Source organism: Pseudomonas sp. S2_B10, from assembly GCF_054668425.1.
On sequence record NZ_CP162768.1, the window covers coordinates 584,555 to 600,931 of the forward strand.

General features: G+C 60.0%; 17 protein-coding genes. 9 read left to right on the top strand and 8 right to left on the bottom strand.

Translation table 11 applies throughout. The annotated features are described in order from the left end of the window. Positions 1-137 precede the first annotated feature (137 nt). Positions 138-1,754 carry a L,D-transpeptidase family protein gene (locus AB4O45_RS02455; protein ID WP_460161023.1) on the bottom strand — a complete coding sequence of 539 codons (1,617 nt, stop codon included), beginning with the start codon at positions 1,752-1,754 and terminating at the stop codon, positions 138-140. A gap of 152 nt (positions 1,755-1,906) precedes the next feature. Between AB4O45_RS02455 and AB4O45_RS02460 the strand changes: the two genes are divergently transcribed. After that, on the top strand, positions 1,907-2,620 hold the full coding sequence (locus tag AB4O45_RS02460) for a murein L,D-transpeptidase catalytic domain family protein (protein ID WP_016775166.1): 714 nt from the start codon (positions 1,907-1,909) through the stop codon (positions 2,618-2,620). On the opposite strand, the gene AB4O45_RS02465 is transcribed toward AB4O45_RS02460, so the two are convergent. Further along, on the bottom strand, positions 2,617-3,237 hold the full coding sequence (locus AB4O45_RS02465) for a cell wall hydrolase (RefSeq protein WP_130929693.1): 621 nt from the start codon (positions 3,235-3,237) through the stop codon (positions 2,617-2,619). The two genes, AB4O45_RS02460 and AB4O45_RS02465, sit on opposite strands and share 4 nt — an antisense overlap. A gap of 197 nt (positions 3,238-3,434) precedes the next feature. Here AB4O45_RS02465 and AB4O45_RS02470 point away from each other — a divergent pair, with 197 nt between their 5' ends. From AB4O45_RS02470 to AB4O45_RS02490, 5 genes are all read left to right on the top strand, one after another. Continuing rightward, positions 3,435-4,286, top strand: a complete 852-nt coding sequence (locus AB4O45_RS02470; RefSeq protein ID WP_460161024.1) for a CAP domain-containing protein — start codon at positions 3,435-3,437, stop codon at positions 4,284-4,286. Between the two features lie 119 nt (positions 4,287-4,405). Next, a complete protein-coding gene (gene moaA / locus AB4O45_RS02475) occupies positions 4,406-5,404 on the top strand; it encodes a GTP 3',8-cyclase MoaA (RefSeq protein ID WP_041480911.1) in 999 nt (332 codons plus the stop codon). A gap of 25 nt (positions 5,405-5,429) precedes the next feature. Then, the gene (locus AB4O45_RS02480) at positions 5,430-6,329 is read left to right on the top strand and encodes a bestrophin family protein (protein WP_350567067.1); all 900 of its coding nucleotides are present in this window, start codon (positions 5,430-5,432) and stop codon (positions 6,327-6,329) included. A gap of 573 nt (positions 6,330-6,902) precedes the next feature. Then, positions 6,903-8,267 carry a glutamine synthetase family protein gene (locus AB4O45_RS02485; protein WP_460161025.1) on the top strand — a complete coding sequence of 455 codons (1,365 nt, stop codon included), beginning with the start codon at positions 6,903-6,905 and terminating at the stop codon, positions 8,265-8,267. Positions 8,268-8,413: 146 nt separating this feature from the next. Next, positions 8,414-9,697, top strand: a complete 1,284-nt coding sequence (locus tag AB4O45_RS02490) for an NAD(P)/FAD-dependent oxidoreductase (RefSeq protein WP_460161026.1) — start codon at positions 8,414-8,416, stop codon at positions 9,695-9,697. Between the two features lie 112 nt (positions 9,698-9,809). Here AB4O45_RS02490 and AB4O45_RS02495 read toward each other — a convergent pair whose 3' ends face one another. Beyond that, positions 9,810-10,592: a DeoR/GlpR family DNA-binding transcription regulator gene (locus AB4O45_RS02495; RefSeq protein WP_460161027.1), complete on the bottom strand. Its 783-nt coding sequence runs from the start codon at positions 10,590-10,592 to the stop codon at positions 9,810-9,812. 83 nt (positions 10,593-10,675) lie between these two features. Here AB4O45_RS02495 and AB4O45_RS02500 point away from each other — a divergent pair, with 83 nt between their 5' ends. Further along, positions 10,676-10,840: a hypothetical protein gene (locus AB4O45_RS02500; protein WP_163012744.1), complete on the top strand. Its 165-nt coding sequence runs from the start codon at positions 10,676-10,678 to the stop codon at positions 10,838-10,840. Positions 10,841-10,973: 133 nt separating this feature from the next. Here the strand turns inward: AB4O45_RS02500 and AB4O45_RS02505 are convergent, their stop codons facing one another. Both AB4O45_RS02505 and AB4O45_RS02510 read right to left on the bottom strand, forming a co-directional pair. After that, positions 10,974-11,993, bottom strand: a complete 1,020-nt coding sequence (locus tag AB4O45_RS02505; RefSeq protein WP_460161028.1) for an AbrB family transcriptional regulator — start codon at positions 11,991-11,993, stop codon at positions 10,974-10,976. Positions 11,994-12,138: 145 nt separating this feature from the next. Beyond that, positions 12,139-12,561: an HD domain-containing protein gene (locus tag AB4O45_RS02510; RefSeq protein WP_095181993.1), complete on the bottom strand. Its 423-nt coding sequence runs from the start codon at positions 12,559-12,561 to the stop codon at positions 12,139-12,141. A gap of 157 nt (positions 12,562-12,718) precedes the next feature. On the opposite strand from AB4O45_RS02510, the gene AB4O45_RS02515 reads away from it, so the two are divergent. Continuing rightward, on the top strand, positions 12,719-13,150 hold the full coding sequence (locus AB4O45_RS02515; RefSeq protein ID WP_457262789.1) for a hypothetical protein: 432 nt from the start codon (positions 12,719-12,721) through the stop codon (positions 13,148-13,150). Between the two features lie 70 nt (positions 13,151-13,220). Here the strand turns inward: AB4O45_RS02515 and AB4O45_RS02520 are convergent, their stop codons facing one another. Further along, positions 13,221-13,505: a hypothetical protein gene (locus AB4O45_RS02520; RefSeq protein WP_252884419.1), complete on the bottom strand. Its 285-nt coding sequence runs from the start codon at positions 13,503-13,505 to the stop codon at positions 13,221-13,223. A gap of 552 nt (positions 13,506-14,057) precedes the next feature. Between AB4O45_RS02520 and AB4O45_RS02525 the strand changes: the two genes are divergently transcribed. Beyond that, the gene (locus AB4O45_RS02525) at positions 14,058-14,342 is read left to right on the top strand and encodes a fructose-bisphosphate aldolase (protein WP_406226771.1); all 285 of its coding nucleotides are present in this window, start codon (positions 14,058-14,060) and stop codon (positions 14,340-14,342) included. Between the two features lie 160 nt (positions 14,343-14,502). On the opposite strand, the gene AB4O45_RS02530 is transcribed toward AB4O45_RS02525, so the two are convergent. Together AB4O45_RS02530 and AB4O45_RS02535 are read right to left on the bottom strand one after the other, a co-directional pair. Next, entirely contained in the window at positions 14,503-15,408 is a 906-nt protein-coding gene (locus AB4O45_RS02530) for a hypothetical protein (protein WP_460061840.1), read from the bottom strand. Positions 15,409-15,575: 167 nt separating this feature from the next. Then, the gene (locus tag AB4O45_RS02535; RefSeq protein WP_011333561.1) at positions 15,576-16,124 is read right to left on the bottom strand and encodes a cupin domain-containing protein; all 549 of its coding nucleotides are present in this window, start codon (positions 16,122-16,124) and stop codon (positions 15,576-15,578) included. Positions 16,125-16,377: the final 253 nt, after the last annotated feature.

Genomic DNA, 16,377 nt, shown 5'->3' on the forward strand with positions numbered 1-16,377 from the left:
GGGTTCGGCTTGAAATCGGCCCCTCACCCTAGCCCTCTCCCGAGGGAGAGGGGACTGACCGAGGTGTTTGTACGGGATTCGTCGACCTGAAATCACTCATCGAACTCAGATCTTTGACTGCCGTGCTGGTGCCGGACTCAATGCGCCCGATCCAGCCCCGCCAGCAATGCGCTGTCGTGGCTGTAGATGTCCGGCGCATAACGCACCTGGCCGCTGCTGTCGACTTGCGCCGTCCAGTAGGTCATCAGGATCGGCACCGGCGCCGACAGGCGAAATTCATGGGTGCTACCGGTTGCCAGCAAAGTATCGGTGCGGGCTTTTTCTGCCGGGGACAGCAGCAGATCGCGCAGTTGCAGCGGGTGCTCGACGCGCACGCAACCGGAGCTGAACGCCCGTGGGCCTTTGTCGAACAGCGCCTTGCTCGGCGTGTCGTGCAGGTACACCGAGAACGGGTTGGGGAAACGGATGACCATTTGCCCCAGCGGATTGCGTGGGCCGGCGTCCTGGCGCAGGAGGATATTGCCGGGGTTGTCCCAGTCGATGTCCGCTGCCGCCAGAGGCTGACCGTTGGCATCGAGCACTTGCAGGTTCTGACGGCTGAGGAACGTCTGATCCTTGCGGATTTCCGGCAGCTTGTCTTCTTTCCAGATGGTCGGCGGTACGGTCCAGGTCGGATTCAGCGTCAGGCGGGTGACGCGGGATTTGAGCAGCGGCGTCTGGCGTTCGGCGCGGCCGACCTGGGTGCGGGTCTGCCACACCGGTTGACCGCCCTGATACAGCGTAAGCTCAGCGGCCGCGACATTCACCACCAGACCACTGGGCTCCATGTCCTGGGCCATCCAGCGGAAACGTTCCAGATTGACGCGCAACTGATCGCGGCGGGTCAGCGGGCTGATGTTCAGCTCGGCAATGGTGCCCGGCCCGACCACACCGTCAGCCTGCAACGAATGACTGGCCTGAAAGTGCTTCACCGCTTCCACCAGCACGTCATCGTAGGCGTTGTCCGGTGTCACCAGTGCGTGTGTCAGATAACCTCCGTTGTACAGACGACGGGCCAGTTCCGGCACGCGCGGGTCTTCCATCGCCGGACGCAGCAACGGGCCGTTGCCCACCGGCTGCCATTGCGGCAGGGCTTGCAAGCGTTGCGCGGCGTACAGTTGACGCAGGCTTTGATATTGCGGCAGATGCGGACGCGCCAGGTCGAACGCCGCAGCAATATCGTTCATGCCCGGCACGGCAATGCTGAGCAGTTGCGCCTGACGATCGGTCGGCGGGCCGTCGACACGCCACAGCGGTTCGAAATGCGATTGCAACAGACGGCCGTAATGCAGATCCTGCAAGGCCTGCAGGTAGTTGCGGCTGATGTCGATGTCGGCGCACAGCTCGCCATCCTGCGGCGGTGTCGTCGCGACCGCATAGCGATTCGGATTCAACCCATCATCGGCCAACTGTTGCAATTGCGCGCGCAATGCCGGCAAGCGTGCCGACTCACTCGCCCACACCGGCATCCAGTCCTGCTGTTCATAAAACGCCTGCAATTGGCTCAACGCCGGGCCACTGAGGCGCGGAGCAATGGCCGGGCACGACTGCGCCAGGCTGATCAAAACCGCCTGCAACGGGCTGCGCGGCTCGACCGGCAATTGCGTTTCCGACGTCGGCAGGGTTTCGAGCGGGGGCAGCGGCTCATCGGCGCAAGCGACAAACGGCGCAGCGAGCAAACAAATGCTCAAGTAGCATGCGTACTTTTTGAACAACTGCTTTACTCCAATCCATGGCCGTCCAGATGACGGTCAACCTTACATCAGGTGCGCTGAACAGTCAGGCTCGAACCGCGAGCCTGCGGGTATTGACTGGGAGTCAGGAGCCAAAGTGCCGTTTATGTAGCAAGTTGAGGACACTTTATAAAATGTTGACGTTTTTGCGCCGACTTCTGTTGAGCACCGCGACCCTTGTCGCCGTGACCAGCCCAGTATTTGCCGCCGGCAAGCCATCGCCGGTTCTCTACAACAGCCTCGCCCACGCCGCGCCGGAACTCAATCCCCAGGCGCTCAAAGGTGCATTGAACGCCATGCAATGCGCGGTCAACAACGGCGCGAAACCCTCGCGGCATCTGGCGATCATCGATTATTCGCAACCGTCCACCGAACGCCGCCTGTGGATCTTCGATCTGAGCAAAAAGAAACTGGTGCTGCGTGATCTGGTTGCCCACGGTTCCAACTCCGGGGAAAACTTCGCCACGCAGTTTTCCAATCGCGAAGGCAGTTATCAGTCCAGCCTCGGTCTGTTCCGCACTCAGGAAAGCTACGAAGGTACTCACGGCTATTCGCTGCGCATGGATGGTCTGGAGCCCGGTTTCAATGATCTGGCCCGTGATCGCGCGATCGTGATTCATGCCGCCAGTTACGTGAACCCGCTGTGGAGCAAGCGTCAGGGGCGCATCGGCCGCAGTCAGGGTTGCCCCGCCGTACGGCCGCAGATCGCCAAACAGGTGATCGATCGCCTGAAGAACGGCCAGTTCATGTTTTCCTGGTATCCGGATCAGCGCTGGCTGCAAAAGTCACCGTATCTGAACTGCCAGCCGCAACAGGTGGCGAGCATTCTCAATACCCACGCCAGTTAACGCGCGTCGCCTCCGGCGGGTTTGTAGAACAGGAACCTGCCGGTCTGCGCCGTGTTGCGATAGGCCTTGGCCCAGCTCGGGTGCACGCCGCGATCGTGAAAATACAGGGCGCCGCGCGTGCGGTCCTTGAGCTGACGGTTCAACGCCTTGCCGGCGATTTCCTTGGCCAGCGCGTATTCGGCGTCTTCCTTGACCTGATCGGGCCTGCCATCGCACCACCAGGAAAACTGGCAATTGCCGCTTTCCGATCCTTGCTTGACCACCGCGCACACTGTGTCGGGAAAGCCGTCGTGGCCGAGGCGATTCATCACCACACTGGCGACGGCTTCCATTTCCGGGGTGTCCTTGCCCTTGGCTTCCCAATAGATACTGCGCGCCAGACAGGTCAGCGGATCGTCCAGCGGCGCGGCGCCGGCCGGATCCACCGCTTGCGCTTCGGTGGGGGTGATGGCCTCGGATTTCGGCGCCGGAGCAGCGCTGACTTTATCCGCCGCTTTCTCCTCCAGCACCTCGGCTTTCTGTTCGGCCTTGGCCTCGATCGGCGCCTGCGCCCCGGCCCATGCCGCGCCGGTCAAAAAGATCCACAACAAACCGCCCGCCAAGCCTTTCGATCCCATGTCGGTTCTTCCGTCAGCGCCCGCCCGGGGCAAGATGTTACGTCGGTGAGACGCCCGGTTTGCGGGGTCTTCGCAGAGTGTAGCGAGCAAATGCACGGGCACACCAGCGCAGAAAAAATCCGCCGCAAAGAAAAACACATTCACTCACCGGGGGCCTTTCGCGCATCATGGGCGCATTCAGCTCAAGGGAGATTTCCATGCGCTTCATGCCGTCCGTTTTGCGTTATGCCGCATTGTCGCTGGGCGTGGTGTTCGCCACCTCGGCGCTGGCCGCCGATGAATTGCAATTGATCGAGTCGATCAACAGCTATCGCAGCCAGCCGCAGCGTTGTGGCACGCAGGCATCGAACGAGTTGCCACCGCTGTCGGCCGATCCACGTCTGCGCCTGCCCGCCAGCGGCACGGTCGATCTGCAGCAGGCCATGACCAGCGCCCACTACCCGATGGTCAACGTGCAGGCGATCACCCTCAATGGCCCGCGCGATGCGGCGTCAGCAATGAAGGCGATTCAGGAAAGCTTCTGTCAGGTGGTGCTCGATCCGCAGTTTGTCGATATTGGCGTCAACCGTGTCGACCGCGACTGGCGCATCGTCCTTGCGCGGCCGTTGCTGACGGCGAAACTCGGCGATGCACAAAGCGAAGGGCAAAAGCTGCTGGCGCAACTCAATACCGCGCGCGGCCAGGCGCGCCAGTGCGGCGGCCAGTCCTTCGCAGCGGCAGCACCGCTGGCCTGGAACGCCACGCTGGGCACGGTCGCTCAGGATCACAGCCGCGACATGGCCAACAACAATTACCTCGACCACAAGGACCGCGACGGCCGCACCCCAGGCGACCGCGCCGAGCTGTCCGGTTACAGTGGGCAACTGGTCGGCGAGAACATCGCCGCCGGGCAAGACACCGTCGGCAAGGTCGTCGACGGCTGGCTCGCCAGCCCCGGGCATTGCGCCAATCTGATGAATCCGCAATATCAGGAACTGGGCGCCGCTTACGCGACCGATCCGAAAAGCAACGCCGGCATTTACTGGACGGCAATGTTTGGCGCACCGTAAGGCATCATCGACGCCGTCAATCACTCGGTCAGCCAGAGTGATTGGACGGCGTGGCGAGCGCAGCCTACCCTGCGCGATCTGCGCCCGCTGACGGCGCTCCACATCCACGAGGCGAGCCCATGACACAGCGTGAATTGATCGATGGTCACAACCGCCGCGTGGATTATCTGCGTCTGTCGGTGACCGACCGCTGCGATTTTCGCTGCGTCTATTGCATGGCCGAGGACATGCAGTTCCTGCCGCGCCAGCAGATCCTCACCCTCGAAGAGCTGTTCCAGGTGGCGCAAAGTTTCGTCGCCCTCGGCACGCGCAAGATCCGCCTCACGGGTGGCGAGCCGCTGATCCGCCCCGGCGTCGTGCAACTCTGCGAACAGATCGCCGCCCTGCCCGGCCTGCGCGAGCTGTGCCTGACCACCAACGGCTCGCAATTGGGCCGACTGGCCAGGCCGCTGTTCGACGCCGGGGTCAAGCGCCTCAACATCAGCCTCGACAGCCTCGATCCGCAGCGCTTCAAAGAGCTGACCCGTACCGGCGATCTGGCGCAGGTCATCGACGGCATCGATGCCGCCCGTGCCGCCGGTTTCACCCGCACCAAACTCAATTGCGTGGTGATGCAGGGCCGCAACGATCACGAGATCAACGATCTGGTCAGTTTCGCCATCGAGCGTGATCTGGATATTTCCTTCATCGAAGAGATGCCGCTGGGCGCGATCGCCGAACACAGCCGCGCCGAATCCTTCTACTCCAGCGCGCAAGTGCGCGAACGCATCGCCGAACGCTTCACCCTGATCGACTCGACCGAATCGACGCAAGGGCCGTCGCGCTACTGGCGCGTGGCCGAGGCGCCGAACATTCGTCTGGGCTTCATTTCGCCGCACAGCCACAACTTCTGCGGTACCTGCAACCGCGTGCGCCTGACCGTCGAAGGTCGCTTGCTGCTGTGTCTGGGCAACGAGCATTCGATGGACCTCAAAGCGGTGTTGCGCGCCCATCCCGGCCACCCGGAACGCCTGGAAAACGCGATCATCGAGGCGATGAAACTCAAGCCGTATCGACACAATTTCGAAGTCAACGACGACGTGCAAGTGGTGCGTTTCATGAACATGACCGGCGGCTGATTCGCCGCGCAACCGGGACCGCGAGATGATCGTCAGACCGAGACCCAATCAGTTCGCCGTGCTGTTCACCCTTAGAGGCTCGATCGCCAAACGCATCGCCGTGCGCACCTTGATGCTGACACTGCTGGCGGCGGCGATTGTGCTGATCGAACTTCTGGTGCCGAGCTACTTCGCCCAGATCAATTCGACACCGTTCACCCTGCTCGGCCTGTCGCTGTCGATTTTCCTGAGTTTTCGCAACAACGCCTGTTACGACCGTTGGTACGAGGGGCGCAAGGCCTGGGGCGAGGTGCTGCTGCGGGTGCGCGCGGTGATGCGCGAAACCCAAGGCATCGATGACACGCGCCTGCGTGGGCAACTGTTGCGCAACCTGTGCGGTTTCGCCCACGCGTTGAATGCACGGCTGCGTGGAGACAGCGAGGAGCAGGCCAGCACCGACTGGGTCAGCCCACCGATCGATGGGGCTGCGCCGGATCACTGCGGACAGATCCTTCATCAGCTCGGGCGCCAGTGCTCAGCGCTGGAAACGGCCGGTGTGCTGTCGCCATGGCGTTATCAGTTGCTGGCCAATCACCTGACCTGCCTGAGCCAGGCCCAGGCGGTGTGCGACCGGATCAAGAACACGCCATTGCCCTTCCCTTACACCCTGCTGCTGCACCGCACCATCTACCTGTTCTGCCTGCTGCTGCCGTTCGCCATGGCGCAATCGCTGGGTTGGTTGACGCCGCTGTTCACGGCAATTGTCAGCTACACCTTTTTCGGCTTTGACGCGATTGCCGATGAACTCGAAGATCCGTTCGGGCGCGATGAAAACGATCTGCCGACCGATGCACTGGTGCGCACCCTGGAGCGCGATGTGTTGTACGAACTGGGCGTCTCGCCATTGCCCCCCGCGCCGGAGCCGGACGACTACGTGCTGCGCTGAATGGCTCAGCGGCAAACAACGAGATGGCCCGGCGCGTCCGCTCGGGACCGAGGTGCGGCCATTCGCGAGCAGGCTCGCTCCCACAGTTGAAATGCATTCTCCTGTGGGAGCGAGCCTGCTCGCGAAAAAGGCAACTCGGTCAATTAGCCCAAACGGTGGAAAGCGCCACCGACGAATCTTCCGTTTACACGCGCGCGAATTCCCCCTTACTATCCGGGCACACCGGTCGCCGGGCCTGCCCTGCCGCCGACGCTTTCCGCCAACGGAAACACGCGTTATGAGTACGTCACCACAACAACCCCAAAGGTTGTACGTCTCTGCTGTACGCGCCCTCTGCAACAGGGGCCGCGTATGAACCGCATCGTCAATCTGCCCATGGCCCTGCGCCGCTCCAAGCTGCGTCACTCCGCACGCCCGCCGGATATCGCCGTTCCCGTCTGATCGCGTGAGCTGAACCGCGACAGTCGATTTCCCGATTTTCCTGATATCCCTGCCGGGACACCTACGCCTTCTTGTCGCGTCGTGTCCGGCCGAATCTGCGCGCCTGTGCGGCGCCACCGTGAGTGATTTGCCATGAAATTCGCAGCCATTGAAGACGCACGCCTGTTCCTCGAACAGAACCCCGATATCGACATGATCGAACTGTTCATTCTCGACGCCAACGGCGTGCCGCGCGGCAAGCTGTTGCACCGTGAAGAACTGCTCGCCGTGTATGAAAGCGGCCGACCACTGCCGAGCACCATCCTCGGCCTGACCGTACAAGGCGAGGACGTGGAAAACTCCGGACTGGTCTGGGATGTGGGCGACATCGACTGCCGCGCCTATCCGCTGCAAGGCAGTCTGGTGCGCCTGCCGTGGCGACAGATTCCGACCGCCGCCGTACAGGTCAGCATGCACCCGAGCGAGGGCCTGCCGGCGAGCATCGCTGACCCTCGGCACCTGCTGATCAAGGCGATCGACGGACTGAAGGCCGAGGGTTTCCACCCGATCATGGCGTGCGAGCTGGAGTTCTATCTGCTCGACGCCAAACGCGATCACAACGGCCGCCCGCAACCGGCGCTGGACGCCGACGGCGGGCGACCGCGACACACGCAAGTCTACGGTTTACGCGAGCTGGAGCAGATCGAGCCGTTCCTCGCCGACCTCTACAGCGCGTGCAAACTGCACGGCATTCCGGCGCGCACGGCGATCTCCGAATACGCGCCGGGTCAGGTCGAAATCACCCTCGAACATGGCGACGCACTGGAGGCGATGGATCAGGCGGTACGCTACAAACGTCTGGTCAAAGGCGTGGCGCACAAGCACGGCATGCAGGCGACGTTCATGGCCAAGCCGTTCGATGATCTGGCCGGCACCGGCATGCACATGCACGTCAGCCTCGCCGATGCCGAGGGGCGTAATCTGTTCGCCACTGAAGACCCGGCCGGCACGCCGCTGTTGCGCACGGCGATCGGCGGCATGCTCGCCTCCCTGCTCGATTCGCTGCTGCTGTTCTGCCCCAACGCCAACTCTTACCGGCGTTTCCAGGCCAACAGCTACGCGCCACTGGCGCCGACCTGGGGCGTCGACAACCGCACGGTCAGCCTGCGCGTACCCGGCGGCCCGGCCCCTACGCGACACATCGAACACCGCATCTGCGGCGCCGACGCCAACCCGTATCTGGCAGCGGCGGCGATCCTCGCCGGCATTCATCGTGGCATTCGTGAAGAGCTGGATCCGGGGGCGCCGGTCGAGGGCAATGGTTATGCCCAGGCGAAAGAACTGCTGCCGACCGATTGGCTGACGTCGTTGCAGGCGCTGGAAAATTCCACGTGGGCACGGGAGGCATTGGGGCAGGAATTTCTTGGTGTGTATCTGGCGGTAAAGCGTGCCGAGTATCGGCAGTTCATGGCTGAAGTGGGTGAGCAGGATTGGCGGTGGTACCTGACCGAGGCTTAAAGATCCAACACCGAACCTGTGGGAGCGAGCCTGCTCGCGAAGGCGTCGTCACATTCAACATTTTGGGTGACTGACACACCGCTTTCGCGAGCAGGCTCGCTCCCACAGGGAATGCACTTCGAACTAGAATTTTTGTGGACCCTGACATGACCATTCGCTGCAATTCCTATTACACCGCCACCCTCAACCACGACACCGACTACCCGACCGTGCAAGGCCGGCACAAGGTCGATGTGGTGATCATCGGCGGCGGTTTCACTGGCGTCGCCACTGCCGTTGAACTGGCGGAAAAAGGCCTGAAAGTCGCCATCGTCGAAAGCCACAAGATCGGCTGGGGCGCCACCGGGCGCAATGGCGGGCAAGTCACCGGCAGCCTTTCCGGCGACGGTGCGATGCGCAAACAGATGCGCGCGAAACTGGGCGATGACGTGGACGATTTCATCTGGCATCTGCGCTGGCGCGGGCATGAAATCATCCGCGAGCGCGTCGAGAAATATGCGATCCAGTGCGACCTCAAACACGGCCACTTGCACGCGGCGTACAAGCCGAGCCACATGGTCGATCTGCGAAAGGATTACGACGAAGCCGTGCGTCGCGGATTGGGCGATGAAGTGAGCCTGCTCGACCGCAGCCAGGTTCGCGACCTGCTGCAAAGCGAGCTCTACCACGGCGCCATCAAGAACACCCGCAACATGCACCTGCACCCGCTCAACCTGTGCATTGGCGAAGCACGCGCAGCCGAAAGCCTGGGCGCGCAGATCTTCGAAAACAGTGAAGTGCTGGAGATCATTCACGGCGACACACCTGGCGTGCGCACCGCTCACGGTCAGATCGACGCCAATCAGGTGATGCTCGCCGGTGACGTCTATCACAAGCTCGAACCGGGTCAGCTCAAGGGCAAGATCTTCCCGGCCATGGGCGGCATCGTCACCACCGCGCCGCTGGGTGATCTGGCAAAACAGATCAACCCCGAAGACCTCGCCGTGTACGACTGCCGCTTCGTCCTCGATTACTACCGGCTGACCGCCGACGGCCGCTTGCTGTTCGGCGGCGGTGCCAACTACAGCGGCAAGGATTCGCGCGACATTGCTGCGGAACTGCGCCCGTGCATCGAGCGCACGTTCCCGGCGCTAAAAGGCGTGCCGATCGATTACCAGTGGAGCTGCGCGATGGGCATCGTCATCAACCGCATCCCGCAACTGGGCAAGCTCTCGGACAACGTCTGGTATTGCCAGGGCTACTCGGGACATGGCATCGCCACCACGCACATCATGGGCGAGATCATGAGCCGCGCGATCACCGGGCAAATGGAGCAATTCGACACCTTCGCCGCGTGCCAGCACATCCGCGTGCCAATGGGCGACCTGCTGGGCAATCCGTTGCTGGCGGCGGGGATGTGGTATTACCAGATGCTTGAGCGGTTGCGCTGAATTCACTGGCCCTATCGCGAGCAGGCTCGCTCCCACATTGGATTTGTGCACGACACAACACCCTGTGGGAGCGAGCCTGCTCGCGAAGAGGCCCTCAAACCCCACACAAAACTCAATCCGGCAACTGCTCCACCACAATCCCCAGCCGCCGATAATCCTCGACATTCGCCCCCGGATGCCGCTCGGTAATCAACCTATGCAGGCGCGTGCACGGCGCGACCACAAACGGCTCCACCGCACCCAGCTTGTCTGCCGTGGTCACCGCAATCACCCGCGTTGCACTGTCGAGCATCGCCTGTTTGATCGGCACTTCATCGAAATGCAGCGAGGTGATCCCGACCTCGGGATGAATCGCACACACCCCGGTAATTGCCAGATCCGCCTTGATTCCCGCCAGCAGTCGCAGCGCTTCCTGACCACTGGCCGACATCGAATGCGGATTCAATTCACCGCCCGCCAGAATCACTTTCACGCCCTTGTATTCGGACAAGGCAATCGCCGTCAGCGGTGAAGCGGTCACGGCGGTGATGCGGATATCGGACGGTAACGCGCGCGCCACCTGCAAGGTGGTCGAGCCGGAATCGAACAGCACAATCTGCCCATCCTCGATGTGCTGCGCCGCCAATTGCGCCAGGCGCACCTTGACCTCGTCGGTCTCATCCAGACGGGTGAAGTAATCTTTGCCCGAGTCTTTCGGTCGCGGCAACGCCCCGCCATGCACCCGCTGCACCAGTCCGGCGCTGTCCAGCTCGGCAAGGTCGCGGCGGATGGTGTCTTCGGACACTGCGAAATGCTGGCTCAGTTCGGAGGCCATGACCTTGCCGTCACGTTCGAGAAGCAAAAGGATTTTCTGCCGGCGCAGGGACGGCAATTCGGCGATGGAGTGGTCGTGCATGGTTATGCCTGTTTGTGCTTGTAGTTGCAGGTTTCAGCGACACTAGCGAAAGTCTCAGGCAAATACAAACGCAACGGCTATCAATGCTTTCGATCATTGGAATCAACACGGCGAATTTTTTCTTTGCGCTGCGCCTGTTCACAATGGCCCCACTCTCAAAAGCTCAGGATGAACAGCCCATGAATCTCAACTTCGCCTTCGCCTGCATGATCGTCGTGTCGTTCGCGATTGCCTTGGGCCACGCCTGACAGCGCGTCAAACCGAGCCCAGCAATTGCTCACGAAGCCGCTTATGCGCCGCAGCCGCCCTGGGGGAAAGGGCTGGGCTGAGGGGGATGGATCTGAATGACACGCCGCAATCGCCAGGCAGCACTGGCTTGCTTCAAGTTTCCTGGCGCACCCGCCTGACCTGCACCAACAACGCCGGAGCAAAATGCAGCAACACCATCCGGCTCAAGTGATGCGTCAGGATAAACACCACGTTCAGCCCGCCGCCAAACGCGACAATCGCAATCGTCTCGATCGCGCCCGGCATGTACGCCAGCCACAGCGCCAGCGGATCACTGCCCAGCCAGCGCGCAGCCACCTCGGCAAACGCCGCTGCAACGATGATCATCAAGCCGACCGAAACCAGAGCGGTGCGCCCGTGCCGCGCCAGTTCTGCGATGCCGAGTCCCTGAAAACGTGAGCCGATGCGCACGCCGAGAATCAGTGCGGCCAGGTTCAGGCTCCACTCCGGCATGTGAAAGCCGTGCAGCCATCCCGACTTCACAAATACAGCGGTGATGATGATCGCGGTAAGCATGAACGGCGCCGGGACGCCGACCAGCAACAGCAAGCGTCCGAGCAATACGCTCAGCGCGATGACAGAGAACGCGGTCAGCGCCATGCCTGTGGTCAACGGATCGCTGGCGACTTCAGCCACCGCTGCTTGCCCGGGAATGAGCAAACTCACCAGTACGGTGATCAACAGCAGCCGCATCAGATGCACGATGATGACTTTGCTCGAAGCCTTTTCCGACTCGAGCAAATCGAACACTGCGGCCAATGCGCCGGGATACACCGCCAGCAGTGCATCGGTGCGATTCCATCCGGCACCGCGTGTCAGCCACCATCCGGCGAGTGCAATTTGTACGCTCAGGCAGATCAGCAATACGCCAAGGCTGGGCAACATTGTTGCGGCCGTTTCGCTGTCCCATGCTTCGAACATCAGCCCGGTGGCGATGCCCAGCGTGACCTGGATGTAGCCCAGTCCATAAGGAGTTGCCGGGGCAATGCCGGTTTTACTGGCAAACAACGCGGTAACGACAATCGAGCCCAGCAGCAAGCCGTGGGGTACGCCTTCAAACTGCAACAACGCGCCAAAACCAGCCGCAATCAACAAGCACACAATGGATTTCATGGTTCGCCTTCCTGGCTATTTTGTGAGACACCACTATTTTCCTGTGGGAGCGAGCCTGCTCGCGAAAGCATCCTGCCAGTCACAGATAAATAACTGATCTATCGCCTTCGCGAGCAGGCTCGCTCCCACAAGAATCCAATACGTCTTACATACGCAAGCGTGCAATCGCCCGCCGATATTTCTCGATCCGCTCCAGATCCTCCCAACTCGGCGAGGCGATCCGCGAGATATCGCTGTTCTCCTCCAGATCCGCCAGCTTCACCACCCGGCCGATCGGGTTTTGCGCGGCGCGGTCGACAAAATCCTCGTAGGACTCGCCGGGCACTTTGGTCACCGCCGCAATCGCCGCCAGCACCTCTTCGCTGAATCCTTCCCCGCGCAAATCATCCAGACTCACCCCGCAATCCTCGACCACATCGTGCAGCACAGCGACGATGCGTTCTTCCAGCGTGTGCATGCGCAACATGACTTTCAGCGGATGCAGAATGTACGGCGCCCCGCCCTTGTCCACCTGCCCGGTGTGGGCCGTGGCGGCAATGGCGATAGCGCGTTCGAGGGTTTGGGCCATGGGAATCGAATCCTGCGCTGAATGTTTCTGATTGTTGCGCAGTGTACGCGAAGATGGCGCAGCGCAAAGCCGATTGAACCTTGCCCGCCCTAGCCGCCTCGAAACCAGACAAGCGCCAAATCCGATCAGACGCGGCGCCATTGGAGAGGAATTGCCGATGAAAACCCGACTGCTGCTCCTGATCGCCACGTTCGCCATCATCCCCACCTGCGTCATGGCCGAAGGCTGCGACGTGCAGACCCGCTCCTCCAGCGCCGCAGTGCCCGCCGTTGAAACCCATAGCTGTTACGAATACGAAGGCATGCCGGTGGACTCCATCAACTGGTCATGCAGCAACGAAACCAAGGACACCCTCAACGCCACCAAGAAAAAAGTCGATCGCTGCGACGACCACTACCAGGCCACCTGCACCGCCCGCCTCACCCAGGAATCCCTCGCCAACCCGCACTCGACCAGCAAAGACAAAAGCGCCAAACCGCTGAACATGCCCGACAACGCCAAAGTCACCACGTATTACTACAACGGTGAGCACTTGGCGCAGGCGAAGATTGATTGTGAAAACAGCGGCGGGAACTGGAAGGCTAAGTAACCTCGGTCATCGAGGATTGCCTGACAGAGAGCCCGGCTTGATGCCGGGCTTGCTGTATCTGCAAACAGCTTCAACCTTGACCAGCACCGCTGCTCGTGCCGCTGTCGTTCGATTGCTTCGAACCACTGGGCTTGGAACCCGAAGGTGTAGAGCCGTCATTGTTGGTGGTGTTGCCCTGTGTGCCTTTGGGCACGGTGGCACCGTTGGAATGAATATCTTCCGGCGCACTCGGGTTGGTCTGGCTGTTGCCGTCGTTGGCGGTGGGTGCCGGGGTGTCGCTGGCGGCTGTCGCGTAGAGCGAGGTGGCGGATAACAGCGTGGCTAGCGTCAGTGCTGCGAGTTTGACTGGGCGCATGTTGGCGGTTCCTTTGCGGGGGTAAGGTATGCATTGGAATCAGGCGAGCGGCGAAAATGCAGAGGGGCTGACGAATGGCAATGTCCACAAACTTCAAATTCTGAAAAATGCGTAGGAAAACGCACCGCTTGGCGAGGGAGCTTGCGACTGATGGGCTGCGAACCGGGATCAATAATGGTTAATCCATTTCGTTAGCAACGCTATACGGCCCAAATTACGCTGACTCCTTATAAAAGGTTGAAGAAGCCCGGTCGCTACAAGCAGCGGTTCTGCGTCCTACAGGCCGGTTGCGACAGGCGAAATCACTGCCTAAAGTGAACCCGTCGCCGACCTCAGTTGGCGAAAGGGTTTCGCAGCCCTAGCGAGTTAAGTTCACACCCGGCAAAATACGGCCCGGCAGCATGCCTGTGCTTCATTTAATGGCGGCTGTGCGTGGGAGACCTTCGGGTCTGCCGGGTCTTAGCTCCTCGGTCTGCGAACCCGCGCATAGCTGCCACCCACCTCGTTTCGCAGCGAGCGGTGGCAAATTCCTAATGAGCTAAAGGTGTTCCGATGAACCATCCGCCACTTCACCACTATTCACACATGTCTCACCCCGCCACGGAGCAACCTGTCCTCCTCATCAACGAAGACGCACCGCTACGCGACCTCCACGCCTGTCTCTCCGAACGCCTCAACGCCGTTCTCAAATACCTCGACCTCATCGCCTGCACCAGCCTCCCCGACTATGCCGAACACGACATCAACACCGTCACCAACATCGCCAGGATCATGGTTCAGGATGTTAGTGATGTGTTTCGGGTGATTGAGCGTCGGGGGTTTGATTCTCTAGTTTGACTCGTGTTCTCTACTATCGAAGCAAGTTAATTTTTCCACGCTCGAGAGATTTAGATCCACAAAAATCAAACGAAAGCTACCCCACGTAACCGCTCCCTAGGGTGACAGATCACTTTTCATATTGAATCGTGTCACCCTTTGCTTATTGTGAAACCAGCCATCAATTCTCAGCCTTCAACCTGCGGTCAGTATCCTGCATTATCGCAATGAACATCGGAAACCCTTCCCCAGACGGCGAGTCAGCAAAATACTTTTCATGCTCTCTAAAATCATTGAAAAAATCGACAACCTTATCTAGATCTATACTACCTCGACCCTTGCCTGCCATATGACCAGATGCCATGCGCAAGACATCATTGACGATAGATGAAAACCCCCCTGCTTTACTGTCTGCGGGCAGATAAGACACGCCGGCTCCGAGAGTCAATAACCGATAAAAAAAGAAGCCAAAATCATGCGTATGATCCACTTTCCAAGGGCTTAATCGCACCCTTACCTTCTTACTGTCTAGAAGAAGCAAATATTGGAAGGCAGTGGAACGGCCCTCACTCCAATCCGGAAAGTCCCGTATCGGAGAAACGCAATTGGTCAATTCCCAAAAGGAGGAGTGTCTATATTCAAAGCCGTCGTCAAAATCGTAAAGCCATTGCTGAGTTAAGTTATCGATGCACTCCTCTTTTTTAGCTTGAAAAAAAGTCGAGCGAGACGCGATCACAGTTTTATTGCAATCGACAAAAACAGATATAAAACCCAAGTCAGCGAGCTCGCATTGTTCCGTAGGGTTTGTGCCTTTTCGCAATTGAACGTTCGAACTCTTACGCCTGACATAAGGCCGCTGATGTGTAAATGCGGCGGCAAATTTTAAAACATAACGATTCTGAGCCAAATTGAAATTCGAAGCTAAAGTAGAGTTCAGATAGTCAACGCCCTTACCTTGATCCATTGCAAAGCTTCTTACCAGATTGGGCTCGCTAACCGTAAAGTCGCAACTCTCCCAAGCCTTGCCCGCATCAGCAATGATTTTTTTCTTATAACCTGAAAGCTCGTCAATCAGCTCAAGCTCCATTTGAGATCTAGACATAATCAATCCCTAAGAAAGGATATAACCGGAGAATTTTTCTACGCAAAGCGCCAGCGATCACCGTCAACATTACAAACGCTGGGACGAGGCAGGCTAAGAAACCGCATGGCGATATTGGATAATCACCATCCGCCGTCAATATTTTAGGCTTTTCAAAAATTCGCCGGCGTATTCGCACTAATAATCTCCGCCTCATCCGCCCCGATATTGCGAAACTTATGCGGCAGCGTCGTCGGAAAGTAATACCCATCCCCCGCACTCAGCACACTCACCTGCCCGTCCACGGTCAATTCCACCGTGCCGCGCGTGACCAAGCCGCACTCTTCGCCTTCGGCATGCACGATCGGCTCTTCGCCGGAGCTGGCGCCGGGGGCATATTGTTCGCGGAGCAGGCGCATCTGCCGGCTAGGGACGGAGGCGCCGATGAGCAGCAGACGCAGGCCGTGGCGGCCGAGGTCGGGTTGTTCGTTGGCGCGGAACACGTATTGGTGTTCGCGCGGGGGCTGGTCGAAGGTGAAGAAGTCGGCCAGGGACATCGGTATGCCTTCGAGCAGCTTTTTCAGCGAGCTGACGGAGGGGCTGACGCGGTTCTGTTCGATCAGCGAGATGGTCGCGTTGGTCACGCCGCTACGCCGGGCGAGCTCGCGCTGGGAGAGTTTGTAGCTTTCGCGTACTAGTTTGAGTCGAGAACCCGTATCCATGACAGCCTTATGTAAGAGCGACTTAAGGGCGATGGGGGTGGGTGGCGGGTGACGCGCAGGTCGCGCGGATCACGTTGCTCCCGTGTCCCGGAACCGTGAAAGGCGGCTATTAAATCACGTTTGCCGGTGTTGCTCAGCAGGTTCGATGGATGGTGCGGCAAAAGTCCTGTTGGCCTTGGCAATACAGTCACTGTGGGAGCGAGCCTGCTCGCGAAAGCGTAGTGTCTGGCGAATCGATGTCGCCTGATATGGC